Annotated in this window: 1 protein-coding gene and 1 pseudogene; both read right to left on the bottom strand. The window is 68.6% G+C overall.

What is annotated here, in order from left to right; all coding sequences use genetic code 11:
• Entirely contained in the window at positions 1-834 is an 834-nt protein-coding gene (sctJ, locus tag FVW20_RS16145; RefSeq protein WP_196610399.1) for a type III secretion system inner membrane ring lipoprotein SctJ, read from the bottom strand.
• 19 nt (positions 835-853) lie between these two features.
• Positions 854-1154 (bottom strand): annotated as a pseudogene (locus FVW20_RS16140) (hypothetical protein); the annotation flags it as partial.

Here is a 1154-nt window from a genome sequence, read left to right as displayed (position 1 = left end):
CTAGCCCTGTCCGCCCTGTGGCCCACGGGCCGCGCGGGCATCGCCCGGCGCGGCACGCCGCCCGCCAAAGGCGATGAGCCCGGTACGCGCCCCGGCAAAGGCCAGCCCGGCCAGGGCCGCCAGCAGGGCCACGCCTGCCGCCACCAGCAGGTACGGGGGGCCGCTTTCCGGGGGCAGGGGCAGGCCGAACAGGGTCGGCCCCTGTTGCATGGGCACGGTGACGGTTTCACGCACCGGCACCAGCATGACCGAAACCCTTTCGTAGTCCAGCCCCGGCACCGCCTTGGCCGTCAGCTCGCGAACCTTCGGGATAAGGTTCACCACCGGTGATTCCGGCCCGTGGCGCAGAAACACCGCCGCCGAAGCGGGCACCCTGGCCTCGGACGCCGTTTCGCTGCTGGCCAGCACCACGTGCACGCGCGCGGTAAGCACGCCGTCGATGCGCGAGAAGGTATCGGAAAGTTCCTGGGAAATGGCGTAGGCAAGGCGCGCCTTTTCCTCGGAGGGCGAGGCGATCATGCCGTCGCCGGAAAAGACCTTGCCAAGGTTCTGGTACTGCTCGCGTGGCAGGCTGTTTTCACGCAGGATTTCCAGCGCCCGCACGATCTGTTCGCGCTCTACCGAAAGGGCGTAGCCTTCCTTGCCCGCCGCCTGTTTTTCGGCGGGTATGCCGTGCCGCAGCAGGGTGGCCAGCATGGTGTTGGCCTGTTCCTCGTTCAGCCCCTTGTACAGTTCCGCCTTGCAGCCCGTCAGCAGCATGAGCAGAAATACGGCCAGTACCGCGTTGCGCAACCCGCGCGGGGCCTGGTCCAACATGCCGCGCCATCCGTTCATGCCCTTTCTCCGTGGTGCATCATCCCTGCTGTCTGAGCAGCGCTTCCATCCCTTGCGAACCCTGCTGCGAAACCTGCACCCCGCTGGATGCCTGCACGCGCAGCATTCCCACCATGTATTGCAGCCGGTACAGTTCCGCCGGGGTGGCCTGCCCTCCGGTCACTCGTTCGAGCAGTTGCGCCACCTCGCGCAGTTGCGCGTCCGGCGTGGCCGGGGCATCCGCGCCCCGTGCGCCCTCCGGCCCGGATGCTACTGCCCGTTCTGCCTGTCCTGCCTGCCCCGCACGTTCCACCGGCCCCGTCCCGTCGCGCAGGCCCCCC

It is taken from the genome of Nitratidesulfovibrio oxamicus (genome assembly GCF_015731765.1).
In the GTDB taxonomy this organism is placed as follows: Bacteria; Desulfobacterota; Desulfovibrionia; order Desulfovibrionales; family Desulfovibrionaceae; genus Cupidesulfovibrio; species Cupidesulfovibrio oxamicus.
This window is presented reverse-complemented; position numbering and strand designations above follow the sequence as displayed.

Coding starts and splice junctions, on each gene's coding strand:
- sctJ (WP_196610399.1), bottom strand. CDS start 834: ATGAACGGATGGCGCGGCATGTTGGACCAGGCCCCGCGCGGGTTGCGC.